The organism is Streptomyces sp. ATCC 21386 (assembly GCF_018728545.1).
Taxonomy (GTDB): domain Bacteria; phylum Actinomycetota; class Actinomycetes; order Streptomycetales; family Streptomycetaceae; genus Streptomyces.
This window is the reverse complement of sequence record NZ_JAAVVL010000001.1, coordinates 3,108,993-3,133,505: the sequence shown is the minus strand read 5'-3', so window position 1 is coordinate 3,133,505 and position 24,513 is coordinate 3,108,993. Positions and strand designations below refer to the sequence as shown.

Here is a 24,513-nt window from a genome sequence, read left to right as displayed (position 1 = left end):
AGATCGCCTCGTACGGCGTCGGTCAGGTCGTGCCGTACCGCATCAGTGGTCGGGCCCACCGAGGGATGAGTTCCAGAGCTGGCGTGTGGCGTGCACCACATGCATGGCCGAGTCCAGGCGGGCCGGGACCTACGAGGTCTTCGCCGACGCTCTGCACAGGTTTCCGAAACGTATGCGCGTGATCCTCATGGAATACCTGACCTTCGGCACCCAGCACGAACTGGGCCTGGAGAAGATGAAGGACGCCATGTGGAAGGTGGACCCTTCCTACGGCGTCCGCTACCGCGACCCCAGAGACACCCAACAACAGACGCTGGATCTCGTATTCGAACCCGATACGGCTCCGCTGCGACGCATCTTGCGCGACTTCATCTCCGAAGCTCCCGACGGACGAACCATCCCGGAGCTCAAGCGATACGCCTCTTGGAAACCGTCTACCGGCCCACCCAAGTGATCGACGCCGTCCGGCAGCTACGTGACGCGGACGCCGTGACGACGGAACCTCGTGCCATCGACAACAAGACGCGAGTGCACCCGGCCGCGACACCTCCGACCCTCAAGCCGTCAGCCGAGCAGGACGCCCTGTGGTGAGCAGCCCCCGAAGGCGCGCTCGGGGCGTGAGCCAGGAGATGGCACCGATCGGCATGCACTCCGGAGCGGAGGCATGTCCAGGACGGCCTTGACAACTGCACGACGGGCCTCGCCGGAGCAAGCCGGCGAGGCCCGTCCTATCAGGTCCCCGTCTGCACTGAATCCCCCGTCGAACCAGGCCGCCAGAGGTGCCTCACGTGGCACGCCCGTGTCACCAACCCCGTGGGCGTCTCCCGGACCTCAGGGATTCCGCCTACGCAAACGGTGTCGTTTAGGACCACGTGGACGCCTGAAGACGGTTTCTACAACCTGTGCCAGGTCGTGCCGAGCGAGGGCCCGAGAATCAGGACCGGGGCGTCGTCCGGCCCGTCGAACCGGTACTGGAGGGCGGGGGTTTGCGTCTCACTCACCGCTCCACGCTAACGTCCCTTCCTCGGTGCTCGGTCCCAGGCCCTCGAATCCGCCCAGCCGACTCCCGAACATCGGCGGGCAACTCTCACACCGTCTTCACCGCAACACAGGTCACACGCCGCTCACGCCGTCTCCACGCGACGACCGATCCAGGGATCGAACAAACATCCCCGCGTGTCGCACGACCGATCCCGACGGGAAAGGGGCCGGGCGAGGGAAGGGTGCCCGGCCGCGTCGGTGGCTGCCGGAGGCCGGCGGGGCTTCCGGCGGCGGGGGCGGTCAGTCGTCGTCGGCCGGTCCCAGGACGGTCAGGGCGCCCACCGGGTCGAGGTCCGGGGTGCCTCTCGGCCACCAGTCGTCGTGACCCGGCTCGGACTCGTACGCGTACCACAGGCCGTCCTGGCCGAGGCGGAGTTGCATGTGACCGTGGGGGTGGGTGAGGTGGTTGCGCCAGGGGCGGAAGGCCGGGAGGTCGGCGGCGAGCAGCAGGGGGCGGGCGCGGTCGAAGCGGCCGGCGGGCGGGTCCCAGGGCTCCTCCAGTACGGTCAGCCCTTCGAGGCCGCCCTGGCGCCAGGCGGCGACCGCGCGGGCCAGGTCGGCCGGGGTACGACCGGTGGCGGCGGCCAGCGAGGAGTAGAGGGCGCGGGTGGTCGCGGTGAGACCGGAGCCGGGGCGGGCGGCGGCGAGCCGCACCGCGTCCTGCCAGAGCGTCAGTTCGGCCACCGGGTCCCGGCCCGTGGTGAGCAACGCGTGCGCGCGGGCCGCCGCGTCGGTGGCCAGCTGGTCCAGCGCGAACGGGTCGGGGCCGCCGGGCGCGCCCGGGTAGACCGGCGGCTGTTCCGGGTGCGGCGGTGGGGGTGCCGGGGCGGGCAAGGGCGGGAGGGCGCGCGGGGCCAGGGCGTCACGGGCCCGTACGCCCGGGAGCGGCGCGGGCTCCTGCTCCTGCGCGGCGCGCGCCGCGCGGGCCGCGTTGCGCCGTGACAGCGCGTCGATCAACTCCCGCTCACCCCGGCCGCGCAGCAGCAACAGCACGAAGGGGTCCTCGTCCAACAGCCGCGCCGTATGGTAGCAGAGCGCCGCCGCGTGCTTGCAGGGGTGCCCGAAGTCGGGGCAGCTGCACCGGGGTTCGAGCTCGCCCGCGCCCGGCAGCAGGCGCACGCCCCGGCCTCCGGGTCCGGCAGCTGGTCGGGCCCCGGGCCCGGCCAGGGCGTGGGGCAGTTCCTTGTCCAGCAACGCGGCGATGTGGCCCGGCTGTGCCGCCGCCGCGTCCAGGAAGCGGTCCCATTCGGCGTCGTCCAGCGTCCGCAGCCGGAGCTGCACCCGGTACGGCCGGGGTCTGCTGCCGTGCACGTACGCCAGCACCAGCCCCGGCGTGACGGTGACCGCGTCGACCTTTCCCTTGTCGGCGTACGCCCGGCCGCGCGCCAGCCGTGCCGTGTCCAGGGCGCCCTCTTCCAGCGCCGTCACCCACGCGTTGCCCCACCAGCTCTCCGCGAACGCCTCCCCGGCGGAGGGGCGGGGCGGGAACGGGCGGAAGGTGCGCCGCAGTTCACCGTCCCGTGAGGGCGCGGCCATCGTGCGGGGGACGCGAGGGGTGGTGGGGGCGTCCGGGACGTGAGCGGCGGGGAGGGCGGGGTCCGGGGGCGGGGTGCCGGGCAGGTCGGGTCCGGGCCCCGGGTCGGGAGCGGCCGGGGCGCGCGACGCGCGGTCGCCGGGTGTGCGCTCGTGCGGCGACACCGGCTCGTCGGCCGCACGATCCCACCCGGTGCCGGTGCGGGTGCCCGTGCCGGTGCCGGTGCGGGCGTACGGCTGCACGGCTGAGGTCTCATCGGCATCGGGCTCTTCGGCGGGCAACTCGAAGGCACCGGCGAGCAGTTCACGTAGCTCGCGCGTACGGTCACGCAGGGTTCGGCCTGCGGGGGTGCCTGCCGAGCGGCGTTCCTCGTGGACTCCTCCGGGTGCCCGGCCTCGCGGGGCGCCCCACGGATCCCCGCGTCCCACTGCCTCCCCGCTCCCGCCGCTGCTCCCGCCGCTGTCGGGGCTCGGGGAGGTCCCCCGGTCGGCCCGCGACCGGGCCGACGACGCGCCGCTCCGCCGGGCGGCCCGGCCCTCCTGGCCCGCGGCCCCGGCGCGGGCGCCCTCCGCCTCGACCCGGGCCCGCTCAGCATCACGCGCCGCCCGCAAAGCCTCCCGGGCGACGTCACCGGGCCGCCGCCCGGTCCTGCCCACGTCAACGGGCCCGGCGTCGGCCGCGTCGTCTTCGCCGGCGCGGACCGCTGCACCGTCGTCGGAGTGAGCGTCGAAGGCACTTGCCGCGCCGGGGACGGCGCTCGGCCTCTCCGCCGAACCGGACTGGGCGTCCATGGCACTTGCCGTGCCGGGGGCTGCGCCGAATGGATCGCCCTCGCCGGCAGCGGGTGCGTCCGACGTGGTCGCCTGCGCCGAGGCGTCCTCCGCCGTCCGCGCCCTGCGCAGGGCCTCCCGTGCCACGTCGCCGGGCCGCGCCGCCGCCGGGACGTCCGCCGCGCTCTTCGGCCCGGCCACGCCGGTACCGGGAGCGGCGGCCGAGCCCCGGCCGTCGCCGGGCTCCGCTCCCTGCCCGTCCCGTACCCGTGCCGCCCGCAGTGCCCGACGAGCCGCGTCGGCAGGCCGGTGCGCGGCGCCGGAAGCAGGCCCGCCCGAAGCTGCCGGCTCTGCCACTTCCGCCGCCTCGGACCGCGAACCGTCGTCCGTCTGCCCCGGCGGGGTCCGCTCCGCCTCGGCTCCCCGGCCCTCTTCCCCGCTCCACGCCCTCGCCCCGCCCGGCGTCCCCGTGTCCCCGCTCACGACGACCTCCGCAGCGACACCAGGTCGGTCAGTTCTCGGTCGGTCAGTTCCGTGAGGGCCGTCTCGCCGGAGCCGAGAATGGCGTCGGAGAGGGCTCGCTTGGACTCCAGCATCTCGGCGATGCGGTCCTCGATCGTGCCCTCGGTGATCAAGCGGTGGACCTGGACGGGCTGGGTCTGGCCGATGCGGTAGGCGCGGTCGGTCGCCTGTTCCTCGACGGCCGGGTTCCACCAGCGGTCGAAGTGCACGACATGGCCCGCGCGGGTGAGGTTGAGGCCGGTGCCGGCCGCCTTCAGCGACAGGACGAGGACCGGTGTCGCCCCGCTCTGGAAGCGGTCCACCATGTGTTCGCGGTCCTTGACCGGCGTACCGCCGTGCAGCAGTTCGACGGGGACCGCGCGGGCGGCGAGGTGGGCGGTGATCAGCCGGGCCATGCCGACGTACTGGGTGAAGACCAGCGCCGAGCCGTCCTCGGAGAGCACCGTGTCCAACAGTTCGTCCAACAGGGCGAGTTTGCCGGAGCGGGCGGCCGGGCGGTCTCCGGCGGCGGCTCCCGCCTCCTCCTTCAGATACAGCGCGGGATGGTCGCAGATCTGTTTGAGGGCGCCGAGCAGCTTCAGGACGAGACCCCGGCGGGCGATGCCCTCCGCCGTCTCGATGGCCAGCATCGACTCCCGGACGACGGCCTCGTACAGGGCGGCCTGTTCGCGGGTGAGGGGGACGGGGTGGTCCGTCTCGGTCTTGGGCGGGAGTTCGGGCACGATGCCCGGGTCCGACTTCTTGCGGCGCAGGAGGAAGGGGCGGACCAGACGGGCGAGGCGGGTGACCGCGTCCTGGTCCTCGCCGTTCTCCACGGCGCGGGCGTGCCGGGCCCGGAAGGACTTCAGCGGGCCGAGGAGCCCCGGGGTCGTCCAGTCCAGGAGGGCCCAGAGTTCGGAGAGGTTGTTCTCGACCGGGGTGCCGGTGAGGGCCACGCGGGCGGGGGTCGGGATCGTGCGCAGCGCCTTGGCCGTCGCCGAGTAGGGGTTCTTGACGTGCTGGGCCTCGTCGGCGACGACCATGCCCCAGTGCTGGTCGGCCAGGTGCGGGGCGGCCGAGCGCATGGTGCCGTAGGTGGTGAGGACGAAACCGCCGTCGAGGTCGTCCAGGGAGCGGTCGGTGCCGTGGTACCGGCGCACGGGGACACCGGGGGCAAAGCGGGTGATCTCCCGCTGCCAGTTGCCCAGCAGGGAGGCGGGGCAGACGACCAGCGTGGGCTCGGGTCGGGCCCGGCGCAGATGCAGCGCGATGACCGTGATCGTCTTGCCGAGGCCCATGTCGTCGGCGAGGCAGCCGCCGAGGCCGAGGGAGGTCATGAGGTCCAGCCAGGCCAGGCCCCGGAGTTGGTAGTCGCGGAGGGTGGCCGAGAGGCCCGGCGGTGGTTCGACCGGGCCGAGGCCGGCCGTCAGGCGGTCACGGAGGGACGCCAGTGCCCCGACCGGTACCGCCTCCACCGTCTCGCCGTCGACCTCCGCCTGGCCGGTGAGGGCCACGGACAGGGCGTCCACCGGGTCCAGGAGGCCCAGTTCGCGCTTGCGGGCCTTGCGCACGAGGGCCGGGTCGACGAGGACCCACTGGTCGCGGAGGCGGACGATCGGCCGGTGGGCCTCAGCGAGGGTGTCCATCTCGGCCTCGGTGAGCGGGTCGCCGCCGATCGCCAACTGCCAACGGAACCGCAGCAGTTCCTCGCTCTCGAAGAAGCCGGTGCCGTCCGTGGCGGAGCCGGGCGCGGGGCGCACCTCGGCGCGGGCGCTGAGGTCGTGGGCCAGGTCCCGGGGCCAGTGCACCGCGACACCGGCCGCGGCGAGCCGGGTCGCGACGACGCCCAGCAGGTCGGACAGTTCGTCCTCGGAGAGAGCGAGGACATCGGGGACGTCCTGTTCACAGAGGCGGTCCAGGGGCGGCCAGACCCGGGCCGCGCGGCGTACGGCGAGGGCGGCGTCCACCCGCGCGCGGGGCCCGAACGCCGCGTCCGCGTCGCCCGCCCAGAGCGCCGCCGCGTCGACGACCAGGGTGGGGTCGGCGAGGCTGTGCACCTGGACGACGGCGGCGCCCGCGCGCGGAGCGCGCTCGACGTCGTCGAAGAGGTCGTACGCCGACAGGTCCAGGCGCAGGGAGATCCGTACGCCCGCGTCCATGCCCGCGGCGACCTCGGCAGCCCAGTCGCGCGCGTGCGGCAGGCGCTGTCCGGCGTGCGCGGCGAAGGGTTTCCCTGAGACGTACGGCGCCGCCGGGCCGCGTGGGAGGGTGTCGGCGACCGCGTCCAGGAAGGACCGCATGAGTGCCTCCGGCTCGGGCAGCCGGAGCGGTCCCCTGCCGGGCAGCGGGACGGCGTGGCCCTCGTACGGCAGGGCCGCGGCGACGGCTCTGAGGTGGGCGATGTCGTCCGGGTCGAGCGGTCCCGCCCGCCAGGCGTCGTATCCGTCGGCGGTCAGCCCGGGCAGCAGCCGCCCCCGCGCGACCAGCCGCAACGCGTGCAGCGCGGCCGCGCCCCAGCAGGCCGTGGCGGGGTGGGCGGCGGGGTCGCGGCGGGCTCGGGTGAGCAGGGGAAGGGCTTCGCCGACCGGCAGGCACCGTGCGGGGACGGTGCCCCGGCGGGCGCCGGAGCCGTGGGGTCGTACGACGGTGAGGTCCTCGACGGCGCCCGGAGGCTGCTCCGCGCCCGCCGGGTCCCAGAAGGCGAACCTGCTGTGTCGGGGCAGCGGGGCGGGGAGGAAGACGGCGGCCAGCCGGACGGGGACGGAAGTCCGCCCGGCCACGGCGGGGACGGGCGTCCGCGCGGGTACGGCGGGGACCGGCGTCCGCGCGGGTACGGCCGTGTCGGCCTCGGGAACAGCCATGTCCCGCATACCTTCGGTCACCTCCCGCTCCTGGTCGGATGAGCCCTCTCCGGTCCGGCTCCTGTCAGCCGCTCTCGACTCGGCCATGCGCCTCGACCGCATGGCGCGGCCACGCGGCTCGACGATGCGACTCGATCAGCTGTCTCCGACTCTACGGGCGGGGTCTGACAATGGGCCGCGGCGAGCGGACGACAGCCCGTCCGCAGCGGCGTCCGGGCAGGTCAGGGCACGGTTCGGGACACCACGTACACCATCGGATGCTCCGGGTTGGACCGGTTCACGACGATGTTGTGGGTGGGCGCGGGGTTCTTCTGCTCGTTGACGAGGCCGTACCAGGGTCCGGTCCCGGTGAAGTCCCAGCCGACGATGCCCCGGTCGCGGGCGTTGATCGCCGTCTTGTCCTCGACCAGGTCGCCGGTGCCGACGCCGATCTGGTTGAGGAAGCTCTCCAGGCCCTCGTTGCTCGTGTAGAACTGCACGTAGAGACGGCTGGTCCGCCAGTTGTTCGTCTCGTAGTACGCGACGTGCTTGGAGTACGGCGGGATCGGCACCTGATAGAGGCGCTGCTGGATCCGGGAGGGCCAGTGGGCGGTGAGGCCGGTCGCCGAGTACTTCTTCTCCTTGTCCTTGCCGCTGTCGCGGCTCTGGTTGGCGGAGATCACCAGATAGCCGGCGGGAACCCCGATGAGCAGCACGATGATCGCCAGGGTGATCGCCCGGCGACGGATCATGTGACGGCGGGCCTCGGCGGGCCGCTCCGGTTCCTCGGGGGAAGAGCCCTGGTGGGGCACCGCGGCGGTCACGCGGTGTCCTGGGTGGTGCGACGGGCCTCCACGTACCGCGCGTAGCGCTCGTAGCGCTCCACCCGGCGCCGGTTCGCGCGGCGGAAGCGGCGGGCGACGAGTCTGGCAAGGTCGGCGGCGCCCACCATGCCGGCCTCGGGGCCCAGCTGGGCGCGGGCGATCCGCGCCTCGGGACGGTAGCCACGGCCGGTGAGGTGACGGCGGAAGGCGTCCCGGGCCGGGCCGATCAGCAGGTCGTCGGCGGCCGAGACTCCGCCGCCGATGACGAAACAGGACGGGTCGAGGGCGGCGGCCAGGTTGGCGATGCCGACGCCGAGCCACTGGCCGATGTCCTGGAGCAGCTCGATGCACATCGCGTCGCCCTCTCGGGCCAGCTCGGTGATCATCGGCCCGGTGATGTCGCCGATGTTCCCCTTGACGTGCTCGATGATCCCGTACGCCACCGGGGAGTCGGCCGCCGCGAGTTCGCGGGCCTCTCTGACCAGGGCGTTCCCCGAGCTGTACTGCTCCCAGCAGCCCCGGTTGCCGCACGGGCAGCGGTGGCCGCCGGGCACGACCTGCATATGGCCGAACTCACCCGCGACGCCGAACTTGCCGCGCTTGACCTGGCCGTCCTCCAGGATCGCGCCGCCGATGCCGGTACCGAGCGTGATCATGACCAGGTGGTCCTCGTCGCGGCCGGCGCCGAAGCGCCACTCGGCCCAGGCGGCGGCGTTGGCGTCGTTGTCGACCAGGACGGGCACCGCGAGCCGGCCGGCGAGGCGGTCGCGCAGCGGTTCGTTGCGCCAGGACAGGTGGGGGGCGAACAGGACGCGGTTGCGGTCCGCGTCCACCCAGCCGGCGGCGCCGATGCCGACGGCGTGCACATCGTGCCGGTCGGAGAGGTCCAGGACCAGTTCCGTGATGGTGTCCTCGACGACCTGGGGGCTCTTCGACTTGTCCGGGGTCTCCGTGCGGAGCTTCTCCAGGATGTTGCCGTCGGCGTCCACGACGCCCGCCATCACCTTCGTGCCGCCGATGTCGATGCCGACGGTGGGGACGCGCGGGGCCGTCAGATGGGAGCGGCGCTCGCGCGTTCCCACGGTCCGCAGGACGGTGGCCCGCGCGGAGCCGCGGTGGGTGAAGTCGCGGTAAGTGCTCATCGGGCCGATTCTGCCTTAGCGCTCCGCTCGGTGTGGCGTGGGGGCGGGGGGTGCCATGGGTTGTTTTTCGGGTGCGGGTCCGGTGGGGGCTGGTCACGCAGTTCCCCGCGCCCCTGGAAAGCGGGGGCTGCGCCCCGCGCTTTCCAGGGGCGCGGCACGGAGATCTCCTACGCCCTCACGAGCAGCTGGAAGTCGAACGAGTAGCGGGAGGCGCGGTAGACGTGGGTGCCGTATTCGACCGCTCTGCCCGTGTCGTCGAACGTCGTGCGCTGCATGGTCAGCAGGGGGGCGCCCTCGGGTTCGGCGAGGCGGTCGGCCTCCTCCGGGGTGGCCGTTCTCGCGCCGATGGTCTGGCGGGCGCTGTGGAGAGTGATGCCGGCGGTCCGCATGAGGCGGTAGAGGCCGGTGGCCTCCAGCTGGGGCGAGTCGAGGTCGAGCAGGTCGGGCGGAAGGTAGTTGCACAGGTAGGCCATGGGCTCGCCATGGGCCAGACGGAGTCGCTCGATGCGGTGGACTTCGCCGCCCTCGGCGACGGCCAGGGCGGCGGCCACCTCGGCGGAGGCGGTGACGGTGGTGTTGACCAGGACGCGGGTGGCCGGGCGCTGGCCGGCGGCCTCCAGGTCGTCGTAGAGGCTGCTGAGTTCCAGGGGGCGTTTGACCTGGCTGTGCACGACCTGGGTGCCCACACCGCGGCGGCGTACGAGCAGTCCCTTGTCGACCAGGGACTGGATGGCCTGGCGGACGGTGGGGCGGGACAGGCCCAGGCGGGCGGCCAGCTCGATCTCGTTGCCCAGCAGACTGCCCGGGGTCAGGTCGCCGTGCTCGATCGCGGCCTCCAGCTGCTGGGACAGCTGGAAGTAGAGCGGGACCGGGCTGCTGCGGTCGACGCTGAGCTGGAGCGACACGGTCGGATCCACTTCTGGTTTCGGCACGGGCCGAGCGTAACCGCGCTCCTGGGTGACGGGAAGCCGCGTGGTTCGGTTGTCCGGACAAACCATTGACACAGCGGCAGGTACGACCCCACTTTGTTTCCCATGCGCATCGGACTCATCGGGGCGGGTCGCATCGGGACGTTTCACGCGACCACCCTCAGCCGCCACCGTGATGTCGGCTCCCTGATCATCACCGACGTCGACACGGCTCGGGCCCATGACCTCGCGGATCGCCTCGGCGAGACGATGGCGCCGGGCGTGGACGAGATCTTCACCTGGGGCGTGGACGCCGTGGTGATAACGGCCGCGACGTCGGCCCACGGCGAACTGATCGGTCGGGCAGCACGCTCGGGGCTGCCGGTCTTCTGTGAGAAACCCGTCGCCGTCGACCTCCCGGGCACCTTAAGCGCGCTGGCCGAGGTCGACGCGGCCGGGACGGTGCTGCAGATGGGCTTCCAGCGGCGCTTCGACTCGGGCTATGTCACGGCGCGGGAGGCGGTGCGCGCGGGCCGGCTCGGGCGGCTGCACACCGTACGGGCGCTGACGGCCGATCAGACGCCGCCGCCCCCGGAGTATCTGCCGGTCTCCGGGGGGATCTACCGGGACTGTCTGATCCACGACTTCGACATCGTGCGGTGGGTGACGGGGCGCGAGGTCGGCACGGTGTACGCGACCGGGTCGGACGTCGCGCACCCGATGTTCCGGGAGGCGCACGATCTCGACACGGCGGCGGCCGTGCTCACCCTGGAGGACGGCACCCTCGTCACGGCCACGGCGGCGCGGGTGAACGGGGCCGGGTACGACGTACGGCTGGAGCTGGCCGGGGAACTGGACACGGTGGTCGTCGGGCTGGACGACCGTACGCCGGTCGCGTCCACCGAGCCGAGCGGGCCGCCGCCCGCGGACAAGCCGTGGACCGGCTTCCTGGAGCGGTTCGCGGCCGCGTACGAGGCGGAGATCGGCGCGTTCGTGGAGGTGGTGCGCGGGGAGCGGGCGAACCCGTGCGACGGGCGTGAGGCCCTGCAGGCCCTGCGGGTGGCGGAGGCGTGCGAGCTGTCCCGGCGGGAGCATCGGCCGGTCAACCTGGGGGAGATTCCGGGGGGCCGGGAGTAGCGCGACGTCTCTGAGAGGTTCGCAAGCGATCGCGGCTGCCGGCCCGGTGAGGGCTTCTCGCGCAGTCCCCCGCGCCCCTGAGAGGCAGGGGCTGCGCCCCGTGCTTTCAGGCCCGCAGGGCCTGGGGCTTTCAGGGGCGCGGGGAACTGCGCGACCAGCCCCCACCGGACGGACGCCTGGGGGGCGAAGCGGCGCAGCCCTTCCGCGGGGAACCGCCTCACCAGCGCACCGGCAGGCTTCGCACCCCCCGTATCAGCATCCCCGGCAGCCACTCCCCCGGCGCCCCGTCCAGCGCGAGTCCGGGACACCGCTCCAGCAGCGCACGCAGAGCCACCCGCGCCTCCAGCCGGGCGAGCGGGGCACCCAGGCAGAAGTGGATGCCGTGGCCGAAGGCGAGATGACCGCGCGTGTCCCGGTGGATGTCGAAGCGGTCGGGGCCGGGGTAGCGGCCGCCGTCCCGATCGGCCGCGGCCAGCCCGATCAGCACCGAGTCCCCCGCCGGGATGACCGTGCCCCCTATCTCCAACGGCTCGGCGGCGAAACGGAACGTCGCGTTCTCCACCGGCCCCTCATAGCGCAGCGTCTCCTCCACGACCGCGTCCACGAGGCTCATGTCGCCCCGGACCTCGGCGAGTTGCCCGGGGTGTGTGAGGAGGGCGTGGACGGCACCGGTGATGAGGTTGACGGTGGTCTCGTGGCCGGCGATCAGCAGGATGAAGGCCATGCCGCGCAGCTCCGCGGGTGAAAGCCGGTCGCCGTCCTCGTCGGTCGTCCGGATCAGCGCGCTCAGCAGATCGTCGGCGGGCGGTGCGCACCGCTTGTCCTCGACCAACTCCTCCAGGTAGGCGGCGAGTTGGACGAAGGCCGCGTACTCGCTCTCCCCGCTGGTGGGTGCCACCGCCTCCGTCGACAGCTTGCGGAAGGCCGCCCGGTCGATCTCGGGCACCCCGAGCAGTTCGCAGATGACGGTGAGGGGCAGCGGGTACGCGAAGGACTCGACCAGGTCGGCGCGGCCGCGCGGCAGCATCTCGTCCAGCAGCGAGTCGGTGATCTCCTGGACCCTCGGCCGCAGCCGCTCGACCCGGCGCCCGGTGAACTCCCTGGCGATCAGCCCGCGCAGTCGGGTGTGCTGGGGCGGGTCGGCGACCAGCAGGTACTTGCCGATCAGCTCCTCGTCGAGGAAGGTCACCCCGATCGTCGAGCCGTCCTTCGACAGCCGGGGGTCGGCGAGTGCCGCCCGCGCCTCTTCGTAACCGACGACGAGCCAGGCCTCGTGGTGCGCGTCGTGCTTGGGGAGCCGGACCCGGTGGACAGGACCGCGCGCCCGTAGTTCGGCGTAGACGGGATGCGGGTTCTCGGTGAACCCCGGGCCGTACTCCCCGAGATCGATCACATGCTCATGTCCCATGGTTCCCCCTTCCCTCGTCCAACGCCCGCCGTCGCTCAGGAGTGCCCGCCTCGGTCAGGGGTGCGCACCGTCCGTCAGGGGTGCCCACCGTCCGTCAGGGGCGCCCGTCCTCCTCCAGCAGCCCCGCGTCGTAGGTCAACAGGGCGATCTGCACCCGGTTGTTGAGACCGAGCTTGGCGAGGACGCGGGAGACATGGGTCTTGACGGTGGCGACGCTCATGAAGAGTTCGGCGGCGATCTCGGCGTTGGAGGCGCCGCGGCCGACGGCCACGGCGACCTCGCGTTCACGGTCGTTGAGTGTGGCGACCCGCGAACGGGCGGTGGTCCGGCGGGTGTCGGGGCCGGGGCCCGCGGCGTGTGCCATGAGTTGGCGGGTGACGGCGGGCGAGAGCACGGGGTCGCCGGCCGCGACCCGCCGTACCGCCTCGACGATCTCGGCAGGCGCGGTGTCCTTGAGGACGAAGCCGGCAGCGCCGGCCCGCAGGGCGCGCAGGACCTGGTCGTCGGCGTGGAAGGTGGTGAGGACGACGACCTCGGGCGCGTCCGGGCGGGCGCGGAGCCGCTCGGTGGCCGAGAGGCCGTCGACGGTCGGCATCCGGATGTCCATGAGGACGACGTGCGGGCGCGTACGGTCGACGAGGGCCTCCACCTCGTCGCCGTCGGCGCCCTCGCCCACGATCTCGATGTCGTCGGCGCCGCCCAGCATGAGCGAGAGGCCTCTGCGCACGAGAGGGTCGTCGTCGACGAGGAGCAGTCGGATCGCGGTCATCGGCCCACCGTTCGGATGTCGGTCATGGAGCACTACCGTAGGGCGCTTCGTCCGGACCGCCGCGTCGCCTCGGCCCGACCCGTTAGTGTCGGCCGGTACGGCATTCAACTGACGGAGGTTTTGGGTGCGTTACCGACTCCTGGGCCGGACGGGGCTGCGGGTCTCCGAACTGTTCCTGGGCGCCATGACGTTCGGGGAGCAGGGCGGGGTGGGGGCGCCGCCGCAGGAGTGCGCGCGGATCCTCGACGTGTACGCGGAGGCCGGCGGCAATGTGATCGACACGGCGGTCAACTACCGGGGCGGGGAGAGCGAGCGGATCGTCGGCGAGCTGCTCAAGGGGCGTCGCGACCGGTTCGTGCTGTCCACCAAGTACACCGTGTCCCGGGACGGCGCCGACCCCAACGCCGCGGGCAACCACCGCAAGAACCTCGCCCTGTCCCTGGAGACGAGTCTGCGGCGCCTCGGGACGGACTACATCGACCTCTACTGGGTGCACATCTGGGACCGCAACACCCCCGTCGAGGAGACGATGCGCGCCCTCGACGACGCCGTACGGTCCGGGAAGGTGCTGTACGTCGGCATCTCGGACGCCCCGGCGTGGGTGGTGGCGCGTGCCAACACCCTGGCCGAATGGCGGGGTTGGTCGCCGCTGTCGGCACTGCAGGTGCCGTACAGCCTGCTCAACCGGGACATCGAGCGGGAACTGCTGCCGATGGCGGAGGCGTTCGGCATGTCGGTCGCGGCGTGGAGCCCGTTGCAGAACGGTGTGCTGTCCGGCAAGTACACCCGTCCGGGCGGGGTGGCCCCGGGCACCGCGACCCGGCTGTCGGCCGAGGCGATCGGCGCGCGCGAGCGGGCGGTGGCGGAGGCCGTGCAGGTGGCCGCGGACGAACTCGGCGCCACCCCGGCCCAGGTGGCCATCGCCTGGACCATGGCCCACTCCCCCGCCGTGCACCCCGTCCTGGGCGCCCGCCGCGTCGAACAGCTGATGGACAACCTGGGCGCCGCCCGGCTGGTCCTCCCGGAGGAGGTCCTGGCCCGGCTGGAGGCGACCACCGACTTCCGCCTGGGCTTCCCCGGCGACTTCATCGACGAGGCGTCGGCGTGGGTGTACGGGTCGGTGGGGCAGCGCGTGGTGCCGCGTACGGCGTGACCCGGGCCGGGACCGCCCGTCAGGCGCGCAGGCGTACGGCGTGACCCGGGCCGGGACCGCCCGTCAGGCGCGCAGGCGTACGCCGTGGCGGGTGCGCAGCCGGCGTATCTCCCACCAGGCGACGGCCGTCACCGAGGCCGGGCCGCCGACGAGGGCGGCGAGCTGGACCAGCGGCGGGCCCGGCGGCAGTCCGCCGACGGCCAGGTTGATGGCGGAGAACTCCCAGACCAGGGCGCCGGTGAGCAACGCGGGGAGCGCGGCGTGCACATCGACGGTGTTGAAGGCGCTGCGGACCGCGGGCCCGGTGGCGAAGACGATGAAGAGCAGCACCCAGAGCAGCGGGACGAGCAGGGCGAGGGGCGCCCACAGGTTCATGTCGGGTGCCAGGTGGACGCGGGTGTAGTAGATCGCCCCGCAGAGGAGCGGGACCGCCGTGAAGGCGCCGACGTACCACAGGGCGGATTTCCCGGCGGTGCTCAGCGGTGCGCGCATGGCCCGGCGCGCGTCGGGCGACGACCAGCGGAACAGGGCCGCGACGACCACGGGCGCGCTCAGGAGCAGCAGCCAGGGGCTGATGGTCAGCCGCATCATGAACTGCTGCTGGGCCTGGTCGACGTCCTCGGGCTTGCCGTACACCGCCAGGATCAGCAGCGACATGGCGGTGGCCGTCCAGGCGCGCCTGCGCTGCAATCGGGTCACGTCGTCGTCCAGGGGGCGGTGGCGGGGGCGGGAGGGGAAGATCCGCCGGGCGGGGCGGCGCGCCGAGCGGGCCAGCGGGTAGCCCACCAGCAGACCGACCACCATCGGCCACGCGCACATCGCGGCCAGCACCCACAGGCAGCCGTGCAGCCGGAGCCCGCTGAGGAACTCCCTGAGCGGCGGCCATTCGTCCTCGCGCAGCCGCCGCACGAGAGTGGGCGGCGGGCCGTAGGGGGGATGCGGCGGGAAGTGAGGGAGAGGCGGTGGGTGCGGTCCGCCGTCCGGTGGCGGCCAGGATGGCTGGTACGGATTCCGTCCCCCGAAACTCACTCCGCTGTCCCCTCCCGTCCCGTGCCCGGGACGCTCCAGTGCTGTGTGCCGTACGTGCCGCGGCTGTCGTACGGGTCAACTGGCCATCATGGGGGACGGAGATGGTCCGGCGCACCCCGATAGTGGTGTTCCGGTCGGAGTCGTGCCCGGGGTCAGTCCCAGGGCAGCCGGGCGCGCACGGCGAAGCCGCCGTCCTCCTCGGGGCCGTGGTCCAGGCGGCCCCCGGCCAGCGTGGCGCGTTCGGTGAGGCCGATCAGGCCCTGGCCGGAGCCGGGCACCGGCGGGACCTCTCCCGGGGGCGCGGGGTTGCGTACGGAGACGGTGAGTCCGTCGCCCGGGGCGCCCCTGACGGTGACGGTGACCTCGGCGCCGGGGGCGTGCTTGCGGGCGTTGGTCAGGCATTCCTGGGCGATGCGATAGGCGGTGCGGCCGACGGAGGCGGGGACGGCGGCGCGGTCGGTGACGTGCTGGTCGAGGACGACCTTCATCCCGGCCTCACGGCACTCGGAGACGAGGGCGTCGAGTGCGGCCAGGGTCGGCTGGGGGCGGCCCGCTTCCTCGGGCTCGCCCGCGCGGAGCACGCCGATGATCTCCCGCAGGTCCTGCAGCGCCTCGCGGGCACTCTCCCGGATGACGCCCGCCGCGCGGACGATCTCGGCCCGCGGCGCGTCGGGCCGGAACTCCAGCGCGCCCGCGTGGACGCTCAGCAGCGTCAGGCGGTGCGCCAGGACGTCGTGCATCTCGCGCGCGATGGCCTCCCGGGCGAGCCGTTGCGCCTGTTCGGCCCGGAGTGCCGCCTCGGTCTCGGCACGTCTGGCTCGGTCCCGGAAGCTCAGTATGAGCTGCCGCTTGGAGCGCACGAACATGCCCCAGCCGACGATCGCGACGGTGAGGAAGACGACCAGGAGGACCGCCCAGGCGTAGGAGACGTCGGGGTCGGGGCGCAGCCAGTAGAAGAGCGGGGTCAGCAGGAGGGACGCGCCCCCGATCCAGGCCACGTACCGGAAGGGCCGGTGCACGGTGAGGGTGAACAGGGCGACCAGACCGGCGCCGCCCGCGGTGTTCGACACGAAGCAGACGGGGACCATCGCCACGGCGAGGCCGACCGTCCGGCGTCTGCGCAGCCAGACGGCGGCGCAGGCGAGCGCGCCCAGCACCTGGTCGAACGCGGCGAAGGCCGGCGGCAGGTCGGGCTCGTTCCTGACGGTGTCCGCGCCCAGGAGGCCGATGAAGACGGCCAGCAGGAAGCAGGTGAAGTCGACGGCCCAGTCGCGCGCGGTGCGCCTGGGGGGCCGTCCGGGTCGGCCGTCCGCGGTGTCGGAGCCGGAGTCGAGGAGGGCCGACGGCAGCAGCCAGCTCCGCCCCGGGAAGTTCGGGGGCTCGGGTACCGCCTTGTCACCGCTCACGGTCGACAAATCTAGGGGGAGCCGGGTCCCGCCACCTCCCCTCCGGCGGTGATCTCGACCGAAGTCGTGGCACCGTCGACTTTCGGCTGACCGTCCCGCCGAGGATCGGTACTCCCGTCGCGCGGACCTCGCCCCGCGGCCGATGAACGTGGGGGGACCGCGGGGCGAGGATCCTGGACATGAAGCAGCTGTTGGAGTTTCTCGGGTTCATCGCCCTGCTGCAGGGCACCGGCGGTCTGGTGTACGAACTCACCGGCAAGCTGAAGTGGGGGGTGACGCAGCGGTGGAGCACCCTGGACGGCTACGAGATCTATGTGAGCATCGCGCTGATCGTCCTGGCGGTGGCCCTGTTCGCGGCGGCGGAGAGCCGGCGGCCTCGTTGACCGGTGTCCGCGCGACCGTCCGTCCGGTGGGGGAAGGACGGGCGGTCGCGCGGGGTGTCGGCCGGCCTGGTCAGCAGTCGTGGTCGACCAGGTCGAACGACGCGTAGTGGTCGGCGGTGTAGTAGTCCTCCTCGTGGGCCTGACCGGTGACGATGCGGCGGGCGCCGCGGGTGGAGGAGCCGGGGGTCTTCACTGTGTACTCGTGGTAGTAGCCGGTGGAGCGCGACGGCAGGACGCGCTCACGGTTCTGGAAGACGCTGCCGTCCTGCGCGTACGGGTAGGGGCCGCCCCGCGCGATCAGGTCGAGCGTGGTGTGCGCCTGCGACGGCAGGTCGCTGTGGCAGATGGTGCCGACCGCCGCGGCCGCCGGTGTGGCCGTGACGGTGCCGCCGACGAGGAGGGCGGACAGGAGGGCGGCCGCCACCCCGATGCGTGGTGCTCGTGGGGGGAATCGCATGGCCTCATGATGACGCGCGTAGACAGTGACATGTCAATGACAAGTTCCATGATTTTCCGGGCACGTCCGTTAAGTTTTCCGGGAGTTAACCGGGGCCGACGGACCTGCCCGCGACCTTCACACCGTCGGCCGTGGGCGGGCCGGCCGCAGGTCGGGCGTGCTCCGGGAGCACGTACGAACCTATCGGGACGCCCCGCCCGATCGTCGGCCCGAAACTGGGCCGGGGACGTCCCGCGTGGGTCCGTGGTGGACGGATTGGGGAGCGTCGGGGCTTCTCGCGCCGCTCCCCGCACCCTTCCACGCCCCGGGCTAGCCGCCCAGTTCCTGGTGACGGGTCGACAGGTGGCTGCTGCCCCGCTCCGTCAGGGAGCCGAAGAGGCGGAGGCGGGAGATGCCGCCGTCGGGGTAGATGTCGACGCGGGCGTGCGTGGCCAGGGCCGGGGCCGCGAGGACGAAGCGGTGGTTGGTGTCGGGCTGGAGGCGGGTGCGCGGGAGGACTTCCGTCCACTCGCCGTCGTCCCCGTCCCGCACCGAGACCGTGGCCCAGCCGGCCGCGTTGCCCTTGAGGTACGCCGTGTCGATCTCCAGGGCGCGGATCTCGGACTGGGCGGCCAGGCGGTAGCGGATCCAGTCGTTGCCCTGGTCGCGGCGGCGCCGGGTCTCCCAGCACTCGTGCATCACCCGGGCGCGGCCGGGCTGGATGGTGTTGGTGGCGGGCGAGTAGAAGAGGTTGGAGGCGTCCTCGGCCCGGCCGCCGTTCTCCAGGGCGACCACGTCGAAGGTGCCGAGAGCCGCGAGCCAGGCCGGGTCCGGTACGACCTCGCCGTGGACCCGGAGGCGGGCGATGCCACCGTCGGGGTGCTGGTTCAGACGGAGGTGGGTGAAGCGCTGCTCGACGGAGACGGCGAAGCCGTTGGCGGCGTGGCCGCCCACCGGGGTGCGCGGGACGAGCGTCGTCCACTTCACGTCATCGGCGAGCAGTTCCTCCGGCGAGGGGGACCCGGCCACGCAGGCGCCCTCGACGGACACCGCCTGCGGGTAGTTGCCGCGGAAGTGGGCCGTGTCGACGACGATCCCCCGGATCACACCGGGCGCGCCGAGGCGGATCAGCGCCCAGTCGTGGTCCTCGGCCGTCGGCCAGGGATGCTCGGCGGAGGCACCCCGGCGGCGGCGCGTCTCCCAGCCGTCCATGACCTTGCCCTTGTGCCCGAAGTGCTCGGGGTCGAACTCGGCGCGCTCGGGCACCAGCAGGTTCTCCCGGTGGGCGAAGAACTCGTCGTTGGCGGCGATCACACCCGCGCCGAGCCTGCGGTCGGCGAGGTCGGCGTACCGGGTGAAGGGGAAGTCCGCGGTGCGGTAGTCCGCGTACGGGTCGCCGCCGACGTAGGGGTTCGCGTCGCCGGTGAAGCTCGCGAGCGGGGTGTGGTGCTGCGCCGTCACGATGATCAGGTCTGCCTTTCGGTGGTGGCCGCGGCGGGTGCGGGGATGAATCAGGGCCTGCGGGTGAGGAGTTGTCCCTTCGGCTCGGTGAACTCGCCGTCGGCGACGATGCGTTCACCGCGCAGCCAGGTGGACTTGACCACGCCGTACAGGGTCTTGCCGGCGTAGGCGGTGACCCGGTTGCGGTGCTGGAGCGCGGCCGGGTCGACGGTGAAGGTCTCGTCGGGGGCGAGGACGGCGAAGTCGGCGTCGCGGCCGGGCTCGATGGCGCCCTTGCGGTCCAGACCGACGAGGGCGGCCGTGCGGGCGGACATCCAGCGGACCACGTCCTCCAGGCCGTGGCCGCGCCGGCGGGCCTCCGTCCAGACGGCCGCGAGGCTCAGTTGCAGGCCGGAGATGCCGCCCCAGGCGGTGGCGAAGTCGTCGGTCTTGAGGTCGGCGGTCGACGGGGAGTGGTCGGTGACCACACAGTCGATCGTGCCGTCCGCGAGGGCCTGCCAGAGGAGGTCCTGGTTGGCGGACTCCCGGATGGGCGGGCAGCACTTGAACTCGCTCGCCCCGTCCGGGACTTCCTCGGCCGTGAGGGTGAGGTAGTGCGGGCAGGTCTCCACCGTGATGCGCACGCCCTCCCGCTTGGCTTCGGCGATCAGCGGGAGGGCGTCGCCGGAGGAGAGGTGGAGCACGTGGACGCGCGCGTCGAGCCGCCGGGCCTGGGCGACGAGGGCCGAGATGGCGGTGTCCTCGGCGTCGCGGGGGCGGGAGGCGAGGAAGTCCGCGTACCGGGGGCCGCCCTGCTGGGGAGCCGCGTCGAGGTGGCGCGGGTCCTCGGCGTGGACGATCAGCAGTCCGCCGAAGCCCGCGATCTCGGCCAGGGAGCGGGCGAGTCCGTCCTGGTCGAGGTGCGGGAACTCCTCCACGCCCGACGGCGACAGGAACGCCTTGAAACCGAAGACCCCGCTGTCGTGCAGCGGCCGCAGGTCCTTGACGTTGTCGGGCAGGGCGCCGCCCCAGAAGCCGACGTCTATGTGGGCCTTGTCGGCGGCGACCTCACGCTTGGTGCGGAGGTGGTCGACCGTGGTGGTCGGCGGGAGGGAGTTGAGGGGCATGTCGACGAGGGTGGTGATGCCTCCGGCCGCCGCCGCGCGGGTGGCGGTCCAGAAGCCCTCCCAGTGGGTGCGCCCGGGGTCGTTCACATGGACATGGGTGTCGACGAGTCCGGGCAGCAGGACGTGGTCGCCGAGATCCTCCAGGCGCGCGCCGGACGGTATGTCGGCGTCGTAGGGGAGTACGGCCGTGATCGTGCCGTCGGCGACGGCGACCGCGGCGGGGCGCGATCCGTCGGGGGTGATGACGCGCGTCGAGCGCAACACCAGTTCAGCCTCGGACACCGGGACCCCTCTCGCCGTACCGCTCTTCACTTCCGCGTAACGGTATTTACTTCCACGTAACGGAATTCAACGTTCTGTTGAAGGAGTTTTCACCCCGTCCTCGCACCCCGTCAAGGGCACCCCCCTCCACTCTGCCTCCCGCGGCACACATCCTGGCTGTTTTCACAACACGGAATTACCATTCCACTGAGCAGAACTTAATGACGTACGAGCTCGTAGTCAACGAACTGCCGGGTAGGCTGCGACCTCGCCCGCCATCTCGAAAGGACCGCGCCCGTGCCGACGTCCAGCGCCAGCGCCCACACGACCGACTCCGCCAAGTCGTCCTCCGGTGGTGTCCAGTCCCTCGAGCGCGCCTTCGACCTGCTGGAGCGGATGGCGGACGCCGGCGGCGAGGTGGGCCTGAGCGAGCTGTCCGCGAGCAGTGGCCTGCCGCTGCCGACGATCCACCGGCTGATGCGGACGCTGGTCGTCTGCGGCTACGTACGCCAGCAGTCCAACCGGCGCTACGCCCTCGGCCCGCGCCTGATCCGCCTCGGCGAGTCCGCCTCCCGACTGCTCGGCACCTGGGCGCGCCCGTACCTCGCACGTCTCGTCGAGGAGACCGGCGAGACGGCGAACATGGCCCTGCTGGACGGCGACGAGATCGTCTACGTCGCCCAGGTGCCGTCCAAGCACTCCATGCGGATGTTCACCGAGGTGGGCCGCCGCGTCCTCCCCCACTCCACGGGGGTCGGCAAGGCGCTCCTCGCCGGGTTCCCGGCCGACGAGGTGCGGGCACTGCTGGCCCGTACGGGCATGCCTGCGGCCACGGACAAGACGATCACCACGCCCGAGGGCTTCCTGAGCGCCCTGGAGGACGTCCGGCGGCTGGGGTACGCGGTCGACGACAACGAGCAGGAGATCGGCGTCCGCTGCCTCGCCGTCTCCGTCCCGGACTCCCCCACCGCCGCGGCCATTTCGATCTCCGGCCCCGCGGGACGCGTCACGGAGACGGCGACGGAACGGATCGTGCCGGTGCTGCAGCAGGTGGCGGTGGAACTGTCGGAGGCGCTGGCGAGTTCGGGTGCGGGCGGCTGAACGGCGGGGTTCCGCTCATGTCGTCCGGTGCGTTGTCGGGTGCGGGTGGGTGGGGCTTCTCGCGCAGTTCCCCGCGCCCCTGAAAAAGCGGGGCTGCGCCCCTGCTTTTCCCCGAAGCGGCCGTAGGCCCTTCAGGGGCGCGGGGAACTGCGCGACCAGCCCCCACCGGACGGACCCTGGGGGTCAAAGGGGCGCAGCCCCTTGGTGGGGGCACCTCCCGCTCGAGCGAAGCCGAGAGTGGGGGAGGGACGGGTAGGGGCGGCGGGGGCGGAAGAAGACGTCACCGACGAGGCGGCTCCCCGAACAACTCCACCGCCGTACGCACATCCGCCAGCCCCTTCGCCAACGCACTCACCGACCCGATCGACCCCGCGATCAGCAACAGCGACCGCCGCAACCGCGGAACCTCCGGCATCCCGGTGACGGCCATCGCCGCGAGCGCCGCCAGCTCGTCCTCCGCTATGCCCCGGTCGGGCAACTCCGCCGGATGCGCGGCCAGTTCACGACGCAGCCGGGACACGGCCGAGCTCAGCTCCGCCACTCTCGGATCCTCGTCACCGCCGGTCACTGGCCTCTGCCCCAAGCTCCGCAACACAGCCCTCTCCCCCCTCGCCCACGCCTTCGTGCACGAGTCATGGCCGTGCGACGGCGCACGGCCGCCCGCCCCGTGGCGTCGGTCGGGCGCCGGGGGTGGCGCGGGCCAGTAAACGCCAATCGGTGTGGCGAGCGCCACCACGGGGACCGAAATTCAGTCCCGGGGCACCACAAAGACGGCACCCGGCCCGTGGGGCTTCACGGGACGCCCCCGCCCGGTCGGGTATGCAAGGGACATGACGCAGCACCAGTCCCGGAACACAGCCCCCGACCCGGCCCGCCCGGCGTCCGAGAGCGAGGTCGTCGGCCTGCTGCTGGCCGCCGGCGGCGGGCGGCGCCTCGGCGGGCGGCCCAAGGCCCTGCTCACCCACCGCGGCCGCCCGTTGGTCGAACACGCGGTCGACGTGCTGCGGGCGGGCGGCTGCACCCGGGTCCATGTCGTCCTCGGCGCCGAGGCGGCGGCCGTGCGCGCCCGAGCCGATCTGTCCGGCTGCGTCCTGGTCGACAATCCGGACTGGGCCGAGGGAATGGGCTCCTCGCTGCGAGCCGGACTGGAGTCACTGCCGGGGACGGGAGCGGCCGCCGCCCTGGTGTCCCTGGTGGACCAGCCGGGCATCGGGCCGGAGGCGGTGGCCCGCGTCCTCACCGCACACGGTTCGCGCGGGTCGCGCGGGTCGCTGGTGGCAGCCGCGTACGACGGTGTGCGGGGCCACCCCGTCCTCTTCGGCGCCGACCACTGGGCCGGCATCGCCGCCTCCGCCACGGGTGACCGCGGGGCACGCGCCTACCTGAAGGAGCGCGGCGACACGGTCACCCTCGTCGAGTGCGGGGACGTGGCAAGGCCGTACGACATCGACACCGAGGCCGACCTCGTCCACCTTGAGTGAACGGGGTGACACTCAGCGCCACCCTGCCTCGATCCGAAGAATCTCGACATCAACAAAACATTGAACTTCCACCATGAGGAAACTACTATCCATTGTTCAGAAGCGTCCCACCCATCCGGGGGCGCCCACAGCCCGACCCGGGTCGACTGACACCCGGTGCCACGCCCGCTGAAGGAAGTGACAGCTCATGTCCGCACCAGCGCCGTCCCCGCTGGCCATCGTCGACGCCGAGCCCCTGCCCCGCCAGGACGAGGTCCTCACCCCGGCCGCCCTCGCCTTCGTGGCCGAGCTGCACCGCCGGTTCACCCCCCGACGTGACGAGCTGCTGGCCCGCCGCGTGGAGCGGCGGGCCGAGATCGCCCGCACCTCCACGCTCGACTTCCTCCCGGAGACCGCCGCGATCCGCGCCGACGACTCATGGAAGGTGGCCCCCGCCCCGGCCGCCCTGGACGACCGCCGTGTCGAGATCACCGGCCCCACCGACCGCAAGATGACGATCAACGCCCTGAACTCGGGGGCGAAGATCTGGCTCGCGGACTTCGAGGACGCCTCCGCGCCCACGTGGGAGAACGTGGTCCTCGGCCAGGTGAACATGGCCGACGCCTACACGCGGAACATCGACTTCACCGACGAGCGCACCGGCAAGTCCTACGCGCTGCGCCCGAACGAGGAGCTGGCGACGGTCGTCATGCGCCCGCGCGGCTGGCACCTCGACGAGCGCCACCTCGTGGACACCGACGGCCGAGCGGTGCCCGGCGCGCTCGTCGACTTCGGGCTGTACTTCTTCCACAACGCCCAGCGCCTGCTGGACCTCGGCAAGGGCCCGTACTTCTACCTCCCGAAGACGGAGTCGCACCTGGAGGCCCGCCTCTGGAACGAGGTGTTCGTCTTCGCTCAGGACCACCTCGGCATCCCGCAGGGCTCCGTTCGCGCCACCGTCCTCATCGAGACGATCACGGCCGCGTACGAGATGGAGGAGATCCTCTACGAACTCCGCGACCACGCCTCGGGCTTGAACGCGGGCCGCTGGGACTATCTCTTCTCCATCGTGAAGAACTTCCGCGACGGCGGCGCCAAGTTCGTCCTGCCGGACCGCAACGCGGTGACGATGACCGCCCCGTTCATGCGCGCGTACACCGAACTCCTCGTCCGCACCTGCCACAAGCGCGGTGCGCACGCGATCGGCGGCATGGCCGCCTTCATCCCGTCGCGGCGCGACGAGGAGGTCAACAAGATCGCGTTCGAGAAGGTCAAGGCCGACAAGGACCGTGAGGCGAACGACGGCTTCGACGGCTCCTGGGTGGCCCACCCCGACCTGGTCCCGATCGCCATGGCCTCCTTCGACGCCGTCCTCGGCGACAAGCCCAACCAGAAGGACCGCCTCCGCGAGGACGTCGACGTCAAGGCCGCCGATCTGATCGCCGTCGACTCCCTCGAGGCCAGGCCGACGTACGCCGGACTCGTCAACGCCGTCCAGGTCGGCATCCGTTACATCGAGGCATGGCTGCGCGGCCTCGGCGCCGTCGCCATCTTCAACCTGATGGAGGACGCGGCCACCGCCGAGATCTCCCGCTCCCAGATCTGGCAGTGGATCAACGCGGGCGTCGAGTTCGAGCGCGACGGACAGACGGTGAAGGCCACGCCGGAGCTGGCCCGCGAGGTCGCCGCCGAGGAACTCGCCAACCTGCGGGCGGAGTTGGGCGAGGAGGCGTTCGCCGCCGGGCACTGGCAGCAGGCCCACGACCTCCTGCTGGAGGTCTCCCTCGACGAGGACTACGTCGACTTCCTGACCCTGCCGGCGTACGAGCAGCTCAAGGGCTGA

20 protein-coding genes are annotated in these 24,513 nt (G+C 72.6%); 7 read left to right on the top strand and 13 right to left on the bottom strand.

Going from position 1 to position 24,513, the window contains the following annotated elements; translation table 11 throughout:
- Nucleotides 1-103 precede the first annotated feature (103 nt).
- Nucleotides 104-454 (top strand): hypothetical protein, encoded by a 351-nt coding sequence (locus GWK25_RS13670; protein WP_251828853.1) that lies wholly within the window; start codon nt 104-106, stop codon nt 452-454.
- Nucleotides 455-1,281: 827 nt separating this feature from the next.
- Here GWK25_RS13670 and GWK25_RS13665 read toward each other — a convergent pair.
- The 5 genes from GWK25_RS13665 to GWK25_RS13645 all read right to left on the bottom strand — a co-directional run bounded on the left by GWK25_RS13665 (nt 1,282) and on the right by GWK25_RS13645 (nt 9,557).
- Entirely contained in the window at nt 1,282-3,828 is a 2,547-nt protein-coding gene (locus GWK25_RS13665; RefSeq protein WP_308404231.1) for an SWIM zinc finger family protein, read from the bottom strand.
- Nucleotides 3,825-6,716 carry a DEAD/DEAH box helicase gene (locus GWK25_RS13660; protein ID WP_251829766.1) on the bottom strand — a complete coding sequence of 964 codons (2,892 nt, stop codon included), beginning with the start codon at nt 6,714-6,716 and terminating at the stop codon, nt 3,825-3,827. The genes GWK25_RS13665 and GWK25_RS13660 overlap by 4 nt, the downstream gene beginning before the upstream one ends.
- A gap of 212 nt (nt 6,717-6,928) precedes the next feature.
- Nucleotides 6,929-7,510, bottom strand: a complete 582-nt coding sequence (locus GWK25_RS13655; protein ID WP_215450345.1) for a sugar kinase — start codon at nt 7,508-7,510, stop codon at nt 6,929-6,931.
- On the bottom strand, nt 7,507-8,652 hold the full coding sequence (locus GWK25_RS13650; protein ID WP_012999673.1) for an ROK family glucokinase: 1,146 nt from the start codon (nt 8,650-8,652) through the stop codon (nt 7,507-7,509). The genes GWK25_RS13655 and GWK25_RS13650 overlap by 4 nt, the downstream gene beginning before the upstream one ends.
- Before the next feature lie 167 nt (nt 8,653-8,819).
- The gene (locus GWK25_RS13645) at nt 8,820-9,557 is read right to left on the bottom strand and encodes a GntR family transcriptional regulator (RefSeq protein WP_215457355.1); all 738 of its coding nucleotides are present in this window, start codon (nt 9,555-9,557) and stop codon (nt 8,820-8,822) included.
- Between the two features lie 129 nt (nt 9,558-9,686).
- Here GWK25_RS13645 and GWK25_RS13640 point away from each other — a divergent pair, with 129 nt between their 5' ends.
- A complete protein-coding gene (locus tag GWK25_RS13640) occupies nt 9,687-10,697 on the top strand; it encodes a Gfo/Idh/MocA family oxidoreductase (protein ID WP_215450343.1) in 1,011 nt (336 codons plus the stop codon).
- A 217-nt stretch (nt 10,698-10,914) separates the two neighbouring features.
- Here the strand turns inward: GWK25_RS13640 and GWK25_RS13635 are convergent, their stop codons facing one another.
- Together GWK25_RS13635 and GWK25_RS13630 are read right to left on the bottom strand one after the other, a co-directional pair.
- Nucleotides 10,915-12,105: a cytochrome P450 gene (locus GWK25_RS13635; RefSeq protein ID WP_215450341.1), complete on the bottom strand. Its 1,191-nt coding sequence runs from the start codon at nt 12,103-12,105 to the stop codon at nt 10,915-10,917.
- A 94-nt stretch (nt 12,106-12,199) separates the two neighbouring features.
- Complete coding sequence (locus GWK25_RS13630; RefSeq protein WP_215450339.1) at nt 12,200-12,874, bottom strand: response regulator transcription factor; 675 nt, start codon at nt 12,872-12,874, stop codon at nt 12,200-12,202.
- 124 nt (nt 12,875-12,998) lie between these two features.
- Here GWK25_RS13630 and GWK25_RS13625 point away from each other — a divergent pair, with 124 nt between their 5' ends.
- Entirely contained in the window at nt 12,999-14,027 is a 1,029-nt protein-coding gene (locus GWK25_RS13625; protein WP_215450338.1) for an aldo/keto reductase, read from the top strand.
- A gap of 63 nt (nt 14,028-14,090) precedes the next feature.
- Here GWK25_RS13625 and GWK25_RS13620 read toward each other — a convergent pair whose 3' ends face one another.
- On the bottom strand, nt 14,091-14,936 hold the full coding sequence (locus GWK25_RS13620; RefSeq protein WP_215450337.1) for a hypothetical protein: 846 nt from the start codon (nt 14,934-14,936) through the stop codon (nt 14,091-14,093).
- A 272-nt stretch (nt 14,937-15,208) separates the two neighbouring features.
- Nucleotides 15,209-16,462, bottom strand: coding sequence for a histidine kinase (locus tag GWK25_RS13615; RefSeq protein ID WP_308404230.1), 1,254 nt, complete (start codon nt 16,460-16,462; stop codon nt 15,209-15,211).
- Nucleotides 16,463-16,641: 179 nt separating this feature from the next.
- Here GWK25_RS13615 and GWK25_RS13610 point away from each other — a divergent pair, with 179 nt between their 5' ends.
- Nucleotides 16,642-16,845, top strand: a complete 204-nt coding sequence (locus tag GWK25_RS13610; protein WP_215450335.1) for a hypothetical protein — start codon at nt 16,642-16,644, stop codon at nt 16,843-16,845.
- Nucleotides 16,846-16,915: 70 nt separating this feature from the next.
- Here GWK25_RS13610 and GWK25_RS13605 read toward each other — a convergent pair whose 3' ends face one another.
- The 3 genes from GWK25_RS13605 to allB form a co-directional block, all read right to left on the bottom strand.
- Nucleotides 16,916-17,302 carry a ribonuclease domain-containing protein gene (locus GWK25_RS13605; RefSeq protein WP_215450334.1) on the bottom strand — a complete coding sequence of 129 codons (387 nt, stop codon included), beginning with the start codon at nt 17,300-17,302 and terminating at the stop codon, nt 16,916-16,918.
- 309 nt (nt 17,303-17,611) lie between these two features.
- Nucleotides 17,612-18,742, bottom strand: a complete 1,131-nt coding sequence (alc, locus tag GWK25_RS13600; RefSeq protein ID WP_215450333.1) for an allantoicase — start codon at nt 18,740-18,742, stop codon at nt 17,612-17,614.
- 50 nt (nt 18,743-18,792) lie between these two features.
- Nucleotides 18,793-20,130, bottom strand: a complete 1,338-nt coding sequence (allB, locus tag GWK25_RS13595) for an allantoinase AllB (RefSeq protein ID WP_215450331.1) — start codon at nt 20,128-20,130, stop codon at nt 18,793-18,795.
- A 276-nt stretch (nt 20,131-20,406) separates the two neighbouring features.
- Here allB and GWK25_RS13590 point away from each other — a divergent pair, with 276 nt between their 5' ends.
- A complete protein-coding gene (locus tag GWK25_RS13590; RefSeq protein ID WP_215450329.1) occupies nt 20,407-21,210 on the top strand; it encodes an IclR family transcriptional regulator in 804 nt (267 codons plus the stop codon).
- 280 nt (nt 21,211-21,490) lie between these two features.
- Here GWK25_RS13590 and GWK25_RS13585 read toward each other — a convergent pair whose 3' ends face one another.
- Complete coding sequence (locus tag GWK25_RS13585) at nt 21,491-21,805, bottom strand: DUF5955 family protein (RefSeq protein ID WP_215450327.1); 315 nt, start codon at nt 21,803-21,805, stop codon at nt 21,491-21,493.
- A gap of 235 nt (nt 21,806-22,040) precedes the next feature.
- Here GWK25_RS13585 and GWK25_RS13580 point away from each other — a divergent pair, with 235 nt between their 5' ends.
- Complete coding sequence (locus GWK25_RS13580; protein ID WP_215450325.1) at nt 22,041-22,691, top strand: NTP transferase domain-containing protein; 651 nt, start codon at nt 22,041-22,043, stop codon at nt 22,689-22,691.
- 187 nt (nt 22,692-22,878) lie between these two features.
- Entirely contained in the window at nt 22,879-24,513 is a 1,635-nt protein-coding gene (gene aceB, locus GWK25_RS13575) for a malate synthase A (protein ID WP_215450323.1), read from the top strand.

What these genes read in the sequence shown, in the direction of transcription:
- GWK25_RS13670 (WP_251828853.1), top strand. Translation starts at nt 104, where the DNA reads ATGGCCGAGTCCAGGCGGGCCGGGACCTACGAGGTCTTCGCCGACGCT.
- GWK25_RS13660 (WP_251829766.1), bottom strand. Translation starts at nt 6,716, where the DNA reads ATGCGGGACATGGCTGTTCCCGAGGCCGACACGGCCGTACCCGCGCGG.
- GWK25_RS13650 (WP_012999673.1), bottom strand. Translation starts at nt 8,652, where the DNA reads ATGAGCACTTACCGCGACTTCACCCACCGCGGCTCCGCGCGGGCCACC.
- GWK25_RS13640 (WP_215450343.1), top strand. Translation starts at nt 9,687, where the DNA reads ATGCGCATCGGACTCATCGGGGCGGGTCGCATCGGGACGTTTCACGCG.
- GWK25_RS13635 (WP_215450341.1), bottom strand. Translation starts at nt 12,105, where the DNA reads ATGGGACATGAGCATGTGATCGATCTCGGGGAGTACGGCCCGGGGTTC.
- GWK25_RS13630 (WP_215450339.1), bottom strand. Translation starts at nt 12,874, where the DNA reads ATGACCGCGATCCGACTGCTCCTCGTCGACGACGACCCTCTCGTGCGC.
- GWK25_RS13610 (WP_215450335.1), top strand. Translation starts at nt 16,642, where the DNA reads ATGAAGCAGCTGTTGGAGTTTCTCGGGTTCATCGCCCTGCTGCAGGGC.
- GWK25_RS13605 (WP_215450334.1), bottom strand. Translation starts at nt 17,302, where the DNA reads ATGCGATTCCCCCCACGAGCACCACGCATCGGGGTGGCGGCCGCCCTC.
- GWK25_RS13580 (WP_215450325.1), top strand. Translation starts at nt 22,041, where the DNA reads ATGACGCAGCACCAGTCCCGGAACACAGCCCCCGACCCGGCCCGCCCG.
- aceB (WP_215450323.1), top strand. Translation starts at nt 22,879, where the DNA reads ATGTCCGCACCAGCGCCGTCCCCGCTGGCCATCGTCGACGCCGAGCCC.